Annotated in this window: 6 protein-coding genes and 1 other annotated feature; of the genes, 1 reads left to right on the top strand and 5 read right to left on the bottom strand. The window is 62.8% G+C overall.

Annotated features, from left to right (window positions below):
* Positions 1 to 170: 170 nt before the first annotated feature.
* The 4 genes from hisB to hisG all read right to left on the bottom strand — a co-directional run bounded on the left by hisB (position 171) and on the right by hisG (position 4,704).
* Positions 171 to 1,253 (bottom strand): bifunctional histidinol-phosphatase/imidazoleglycerol-phosphate dehydratase HisB, encoded by a 1,083-nt coding sequence (hisB, locus tag MB824_RS05580; RefSeq protein ID WP_238746623.1) that lies wholly within the window; start codon positions 1,251 to 1,253, stop codon positions 171 to 173.
* Positions 1,250 to 2,326, bottom strand: a complete 1,077-nt coding sequence (hisC, locus tag MB824_RS05575; RefSeq protein WP_238746622.1) for a histidinol-phosphate transaminase — start codon at positions 2,324 to 2,326, stop codon at positions 1,250 to 1,252. Before hisC ends, hisB begins: the two co-directional genes overlap by 4 nt.
* 136 nt (positions 2,327 to 2,462) lie before the next feature.
* Complete coding sequence (gene hisD / locus MB824_RS05570) at positions 2,463 to 3,785, bottom strand: histidinol dehydrogenase (protein WP_238746620.1); 1,323 nt, start codon at positions 3,783 to 3,785, stop codon at positions 2,463 to 2,465.
* A 10-nt stretch (positions 3,786 to 3,795) separates the two neighbouring features.
* Positions 3,796 to 4,704, bottom strand: coding sequence for an ATP phosphoribosyltransferase (gene hisG / locus MB824_RS05565; protein ID WP_238746618.1), 909 nt, complete (start codon positions 4,702 to 4,704; stop codon positions 3,796 to 3,798).
* 33 nt (positions 4,705 to 4,737) lie between these two features.
* Positions 4,738 to 4,877 (bottom strand) — a sequence feature (His leader region).
* A gap of 313 nt (positions 4,878 to 5,190) precedes the next feature.
* On the opposite strand from hisG, the gene tldD reads away from it, so the two are divergent.
* On the top strand, positions 5,191 to 6,642 hold the full coding sequence (gene tldD, locus MB824_RS05560) for a metalloprotease TldD (RefSeq protein ID WP_238746616.1): 1,452 nt from the start codon (positions 5,191 to 5,193) through the stop codon (positions 6,640 to 6,642).
* A 230-nt stretch (positions 6,643 to 6,872) separates the two neighbouring features.
* Here the strand turns inward: tldD and MB824_RS05555 are convergent.
* A partial coding sequence (locus MB824_RS05555; protein WP_238746615.1) for a metallophosphoesterase family protein occupies positions 6,873 to 7,724 on the bottom strand: 852 nt, incomplete at its 5' end.

Genomic DNA, 7,724 nt, shown 5'->3' with positions numbered 1-7,724 from the left:
GGTATCCAAACGGCTTGATTTGAGTTTTGGTATTTTTGCCCGACGGGGTGAAAAATACAGTTGCTACGCTTGCTGCAGGGGTGGGAGTTTTCGCTGGGTTTGTCGCTGCGCGAGTGTACACTCCCCCACCCCAACCCTCCCCCGCTTCGCAGGGGAGGGGGTATATCTGTTCACAACACCCCCTTGCTGCTCGGCAGCTCGCTGCCTTCGATACGGATGGCCTGGCGCAGGGTGCGACCGAAGGCTTTGAACACGCTTTCGATTTTGTGGTGGTCGTTGCGGCCTTTTGCGGCAAGGTGCAGGGTGCACATCAGGCTTTGGCTGAGCGAGTAGAAGAAGTGTTCGGTCATTTCGGTGGCAAAGCCGCCAACCTGTTCGCGTTTGAATTCGGCTTTGAAGCAGCAGTAGGGGCGGCCGGAAAGGTCGAGCGTGCATTTGGCGCGGCATTCGTCCATCGGCAGGACGAAGCCGAAGCGGGCGATGCCGCGTTTGTCGCCCAGCGCTTGGCGCAGCGCCTCGCCGAGGGCGAGGGCGGTGTCTTCGATGCTGTGGTGTTCGTCGATGTGCAGGTCGCCCGCGCAGTCGATGTTCATCTGGAAGCCGCCGTGGGTGGCGATTTGGTCAAGCATGTGGTCGAAGAAGCCGATGCCGGTGCGGATGTGGTTGATGCCGGCGCGGTCGAGGTCGAGGCTGATGCGGATGTCGGTTTCACGGGTTTGGCGGTGCACGTCGGCACGGCGCGGCGCTCGCTCGGTCGCGGCTACGGGCAGCAGTTTTTCGGCGATGTGCGCCCAGCCGAGGTGGTCGGGGTGGTAGCGCAGACCGGTGATGCCGAGGTTTTGTGCCAGTTGCAGGTCGCTGTCACGGTCGCCGATGACGTAGCTGTGCGCGGGGTCAAAGCGCGAGGCGGCGATTTCGTCGCGCAGCAGGCCGATTTGCGGCTTGCGGCAGGTGCAGCCGTCTTCAGCGCGGTGTGGGCAGATGTACACCGCGTCGAAGCGGATGCCTTGTGAGGCGAAGGTTTCCAGCATTTTGTTGTGCGGCGTGTCGAAGCTCGCCTGCGGGAAGCTGGCGCTGCCGAGGCCGTCTTGGTTGCTGACGATGACCAGGCGGTAGTGGGTTTGCAGGCGCAGTAGCGCGGGGATGACGTCGCGCTCGAAGCGCAGTTTTTCTAAGCTGTCGATTTGGAAGTCGGTTTTCGGCTCGTCGATGAGGGTGCCGTCGCGGTCGATGTAGAGGGTTGGGCGGGTCATGGGGTTTGCTCCAGTTGGCGCAGGGCGCGGATGAGGGTGTCGTTTTCGGCATGGCTGCCGACGGTGATGCGGATGCAGTTGGCGAGGCCGTGCGCGTTTTCTTGGCTGCGCAGGATGATGCCGCGCTGCCACAGGGCTTGGAACACGGCGGGGCCGTCGCTAAAGCGGGCGAGCAGGAAGTTGGCGGCGCTTGCGTAAACTTCGCGCACCAGCGGGCTTTGTTGTAGGGCGGCTTGCAGGGCGGCGCGCTCGGCGAGGGTGTCTGCCACCCGCTGCCGCATTTGTGCGAGTCCCGCTGCGCTCAAGGCTTGCGCGGCGATGTCGGCGACTGGTGTCGGAATGGGATAGGGGGCGATGATTTTCGCCAACAGGCCGATGAGTTCGGGATTGGCGAGGACGAAGCCGCAGCGAATACCCGCCAGCGCGTGCGCTTTGGATAGGGTGCGGATGAGGGCAAGGTGCGGTTGGCGCGGCAGTTCGCCGGCGAGGGTGTCGGCAGCGCTGTATTCGATGTAGGCCTCGTCAATGACGACGATGGCACGACCGCGCGTCATGGCGAGCAGCGCGTCGAGGTCGGCGCGGTTGAGGCGGGTGCCGCTGGGGTTGTTGGGGTTGCAGATGAAGATGAGTTTGACCGGCTGGCTGTCGAGTGCGTGTGCGATGGCAGGCAGGTCGAGCTGGAAATTGGCACGTTGCGGCACGGTGAGCGCGCTAACGCCGTTGGCAGCGGCAGAGACGGCATACATACCGTAGGTGGGCGGGCAGTAGATGAGCGCGTCGCGGCCGGGTTGGCAGAAGGCGCGCACCAGCAGTTCGATGCCTTCGTCGCCGCCGCGTGTGATGAGTACGTTTTCCGCCGGTACTTGCGCGTAGCGGGCGTAGGCGGCGAGCACTTGCTGCGGCTGCGGTTCGGGGTAGCGGTTGAGCGCGGTGCAGGCAGCCTGAATGTCGGGGGCGGTGGGGGCTTCGTTGGCATTGAGCCACACTTCGCCCGCGCCGCCGATGCTGCGCGCGGATTGGTAAGGGATGAGGTCGCGCAGTTCGGCGCGGGCGAGTTGGGTGATGCTGGGCATGGTTGTGTCCTTTGTTGGTTGGTTTATGTGCGGGGTAGCGGGGTTTTGTCGCTGCGCGGCGTGTTTGCTGCCCCCACCCCAGCCCTCCCCCACGGGGGAGGGAGCCGTTCTGCTGGGTTTTGTCGCTGTGTGGTGCTCATTCCGCGCCTCCTTCGCTGTTGGCAGGGGCAATTTGTGCCGTTTGTAAGGCGACGAGGCGCACGGATACGGCGTTTTTGTGCGCGTCGAGGTGTTCGGCGGCGGCGAGTTGTTCGACGGTCGCCGCCAGCGCGGCGAAGCCTTGCGGGCTGAGTTCTTGCACGGTCATGCGTTTGCTGAAGTCGGCGAGGCCGAGGCTGGAATGGGTTTTGCTGTAGCCGTAGGTGGGCAGGACGTGGTTGGTGCCGCTGGCGTAGTCGCCCATGCTTTCGGGTGAATAGGCGCCGAGGAAAATAGAGCCGGCGTTGTCTAATTCTGGCAAGAGCGCGCGCGGGGCAGCGGTTTGTACGATGAGGTGTTCGGGCGCGTAGGCGTTGCTGATGGCGACGCATTGCGCGAGGTCGGCGGCGATGATGATGCGGCTATGTGCCAGCGCTTGCCGGGCGGTGGCGGCGCGCGGCAGGGCGGCGAGTTGCGCGGCGGTTTCTTGTGCGACTTGGCGAGCGAGTTCGCGCGAGGGCGTAACCAGCATCACTTGGGAATCCGCGCCGTGTTCGGCTTGTGAGAGCAGGTCGGCGGCGACAAAGGCGGGGTTGGCGGCTTCGTCGGCGATGATTAACACTTCTGATGGCCCGGCGGGCATGTCAATGGCGGTGCCGCTTTGTTGTACTTGCCGCTTGGCTTCGGTTACGTAGGCGTTGCCGGGGCCGAAGATTTTTTCGGCTTTGGGGACGCCGCCGCTGCCGTAGGCGAGGGCGAACACTGCCTGCGCGCCGCCGATTTGATAAACGCTGTCGATGCCGCACAGCCGCGCGGCGTAGAGGATTTCGTCGGCTATCGGCGGCGGGCTGCACAGGGTGATGCGGTGGCAGCTGGCGATTTTGGCGGGCACGGCGAGCATTAGCACGGTGGAAAATAAGGGGGCGCTGCCGCCAGGGATGTAGAGGCCGACGCTGGCGATGGGGCGGGTGATTTGTTGGCAGCGCACGCCCGCTTGGGTTTCGATGTCGATTTCCACCGGGATTTGCGCGCGGTGGAAGCGCTCGATGTTGGCTTTGGCGGTCTGCATCGCGCTTTTCAGGCTGTTGGAAACGCGGGCGCTGGCGGCGTCAATGGCCTCGCTGGCGACGGCGAGGCTGGCAAGACGGACGCCGTCGAAGCGTTCGGTTAAAGCCAACAGGGCATCGAGGCCGCCGGTACGCACTTGTTCTTGTATTGCGGCGACGGCAGCGCGGATGTTGGCGTCGTTGTTTTGTGCGGGGCGGCGTAAGGCAGCAGCGCGTTCGGCTTCGTTCAGTTCGTTCCAATTCAGGGTTTGCATGGCGGTATCCTCAAGCAAGCATTTTTTCGATGGGCAGCACCAGTATTGAGCTGGCGCCGACGGCTTTGAGCTGTTCCATCGTTTCCCAAAAGAGGTTTTCTTGGCTGACCATGTGCAGCGCGACGTGGCTGCTGTCGTGGGTGAGCGGCAGGATGGTCGGGTTTTCCACGCCGGGCAGCAGCGCGACTACCGCTTCGACTTTGTCTTTGGGTGCGTGCAGCATGATGTATTTCGACTCGCGCGCCTGCGCCACGCCCTGGATGCGGGTGAGCAGCCGCGCTGCCAGCGCCCGGGTTTCTGCGGCAAGCGCGCCGGCGCGTTGTATCAGGCAGGCGTTAGAGCGGTACACGGTTTCCACTTCGCGCAGGCCGTTGGCTTCCAGCGTCGCCCCCGATGAGACTAAATCGCAGACCGCATCCGCCAGTCCCGCGCGTGGCGCGACTTCCACCGCGCCGCCGAGCAGGCAGGTTTTGTAGGCGATGCCGCACGTTTCCATGAAGCGCTTGAGCAGTTGTGGGTATGAGGTGGCGATGCGCCGCCCTGCCAAATCTGCCGCGTCGCGGTAGGTTTCGTCGCGCGGGATAGCCAGCGCCAGGCGGCAGCCGCCGAAATCGAGACGGCGCAGCAGGGTGTAATCCGCCGTTTCACCGGCTGCAAGCCGCGCCAGTTCTGCTTCTTCCAGCACGTTTTCGCCCAAGATGCCCCAATCGACGACGCCGTCAAAGACCAGGCCGGGAATGTCGTCGTCGCGCACGCGCAGGATGTCGATGGGCAGATTTTCTGCGTAGGCGAGCAGGCGCTCACCGCTGAAGTTGATTTTGACGCCGCATTGTTTGAGCAGGCTCTGCGATTCGCTGCTCAAGCGGCCGGATTTCTGCATCGCAATGCGCAGGCGTGGGGAGTTGGGGTTGGCAGTCATGGTTTCTCCTTTGGGATTTTTAAAAACAAAAACGCAAAAAACCTTTCGGGTTCAACAGAACTTCCGAAAGGTTTTTTGCGTATGAAAACAGATATTGCCGCACGCTCCGGAAGCCTAATCTTCCGGATACAGCCCAGCACCCGAAAGACTAATCGGGGTGGTGATGGTGGCGGACGGCGGCAATCAGATACATGGTGTTTTCGCTTGTGTGATGGGTTGAAGTGTTTTTTACGGTAAACCAAAGCGGCGCTGATTGCAAGGCTTACGCGCAAAAGGGTAAGAATTAGTTAGTTAATGTGTTGATATTTAAAATATGAAAAATGTTTTTTCGCAGCCGTTTTACTGCTTTTCAGGCAGCCTGAAAGCCGTTTTCGCGCATCTGCCGCTTTGTCGGCCGGCACTTGGGCGGGCGGTTTCGGCTATAATCGCGCCTTTTTCCCTACCGCCGCTTTCAGGCAGCCTGAAAGCGGTTTGCAGAAAGCGTTTATGAATGATTTTTCCGTGTTCGATACCGTTTGCGAGCGGCTGCTGCATGCACACGGACTGAGTGCCGAAAACCTGTACGCCAGCCTTGATTTGATCGGCGCCCACCATGTCGATTATGCCGACATCTACTGCCAGCGCACCGCGTTCGAGAGCTGGCATCTGGAAGAAGGCATGGTCAAGTCCGGCAGTTTTCAGATCGACCAGGGCGTGGGCGTGCGGGCGGTTTCGGGCGAGAAAACCGCTTTTGCCTATGCCGACAGCCTGACCGATGCCGCCGTGCGCCGCGCCGCCGAAACGGTGCGCGTAATCGGCGCGGCGGGCAACAACCGTCCGGTGCGCGTGCCGCTGCAAAAAGTGGCGGCCGCCCCCATCCACGGCGATGCCGACCCGATTGCCAGCCTCGATTCACCCGCCAAAGTGGCGCTGCTGCAAAAAGTTGAAGCGCTGGCCAAAGCCGCCGACCCGCGCATCGTGCAGGTTATGGCCGGGCTGACCTGCGAATACGATTTGGTCTATATCGCCCGTCTCGACGGCCGCCACGCTGCCGACATCCGCCCACTGGTGCGCCTGAGCGTAACCGTCATCGCCCAGCAAAACGGCCGTCGCGAACAAGGCAGCGGCGGCGGCGGCGGCCGCTTCAATTTGGACTATTTCAGCGACGCGCAAATCAAAAGCTATGTTAATCACGCCGTCAAACAGGCGCTGACCAATCTCGAATCCCGCCCCGCCCCCGCTGGCGAAATGACCGTCGTTCTCGGCAGCGGCTGGCCGGGCGTGCTGCTGCACGAAGCGGTGGGGCACGGTTTGGAAGGCGATTTCAACCGCAAACAAACCAGCGCCTTCTCCGGCAAACTCGGCCAGCGCGTCGCCGCCCCCGGCGTTACCGTCGTCGATCAGGGCAACCTTGCCGAGCGGCGCGGCTCGCTCAATATCGACGACGAAGGCAACGAAACCCGCCGCAACGTCCTAATCGAAGACGGCATTCTCACCGGCTATATGCAGGACGAAACCAACGCCCGCCTGATGGGCATGCCGGTAACCGGCAACGGCCGGCGCGAAAGCTACTCGTCAATCGTGCTGCCGCGCATGACCAACACCTTTATGGAAAACGGCAGCCACGACCCGCAGGAAATCATCGCTTCCATCGACAAAGGCATCTACGCCGTCAATTTCGGCGGCGGCCAGGTCGATATCACCAGCGGCAAATTCGTCTTTTCCGCCTCCGAAGCGTGGTGGGTGGAAAAAGGCAAACTGCAGTATCCGGTCAAAGGCTCGACCATCGTCGGCAGCGGCCCCGAAGTGCTCAAACACGTTTCGATGATCGGCAACGACAGCACGCTCGACACCGGCGTCGGCGTCTGCGGTAAAGACGGCCAAAGCGTGCCGGTAGGCGTCGGCCAGCCCACCCTGCGCATCGATGCGGGATTAACGGTCGGCGGCAGCGAGGCATAAACCGTCAAACACGGCAAAAGGCAGCCTGAAAAGTTTTCAGGCTGCCTTTTTCCTGCTTCGCCCCACCTGCAGCAAACCAGCCTTTGCCGACAAGCGCCCTACCCTCTTTCAGGCTGCCTGAAAGCCCAAAGCAGCCTGAAGACCGGAAAAACGGCTTTCAGGCTGCTTTGGTTTTACTGGTGCGGTCGGCGGATAGGGTTTTCAGGCTGCCTGCAAACGCGGGCGGCGGTTTATACGGTTGGCAGCTGTTCGCCGCGGTCGGTGATCAGGATTTTTTCCGGCCAGCGCAGGGCGGCGAGGCGGTAGGCGGAGTGCTGGGGGGCGATGTGGCGCTTGCGTTCGCGCCAGCGGGCGCCGACGGAGAAGTCGCAGCAGAACACTTTGCCGCCGGCGCCGTGCCAGTGGTGCGGCGGCACGGTAAACATTTCGCTGCGGCGGGGCGCGGCTTCGCCCTGCCACGGTCGCCAATAGTGGCCGATAACCACGGCGGCGCTGGCGGTATAGCGGTTCCACCACGGCTCGCGCACGGAAAAGCGCCAGCGGCCGCCGGCAAAAAACGGGGCGGCGGCGGGGGTTTCGGGGCCGCAGGTCAGCATCCGCAGCGGATTGGCGCCGTTGCGGTAAACGTCGTGGGCGGCGGTGGCGGCCAGCAGCGGCAGTTTGGCGGCAGGGTCGTCGAACAAATGGGCGTAGCGGCGCTGCTCGTCGAGATAGTCGTCGTACCACGGGGCGTGGCGGATGCAGCGGCAAAGGTCGTCTTCCCATTCCTGGTAGAGATCGGCGAGGTTTTCGCTGCGGCGCCGGCGCACGGTTTCGACGGCTTTGTCCTGCCAGGCGGCATGGACGATGCGCAAATCGCTGCGTTCGAGCAGCAGCGGCTGTTGCGCGAGAAAATCGAGTATGCGGCCGTGTTCGCCGGCCGGCAGGGTTTGCCACGGGGCGTAATTGCGCCCGTCCCGTTCGCTGCGTTCGGCGAAAAACCAGCCGGAGCCGTCTTTGGCTTCGCCGGTGAGCAAATTGGCTTCGTGGTTGCCGAGCACCATATGGGCGCGGCCGGCGGCGCAGGCGGCCATTACCCATGC

It is taken from the genome of Kingella pumchi, from assembly GCF_022288825.1.
GTDB lineage: Bacteria > Pseudomonadota > Gammaproteobacteria > Burkholderiales > Neisseriaceae > Kingella_D > Kingella_D pumchi.
The sequence above is the reverse complement of the archived record's forward strand: the minus strand, read 5'-3'. Positions and strand labels throughout refer to the sequence as shown.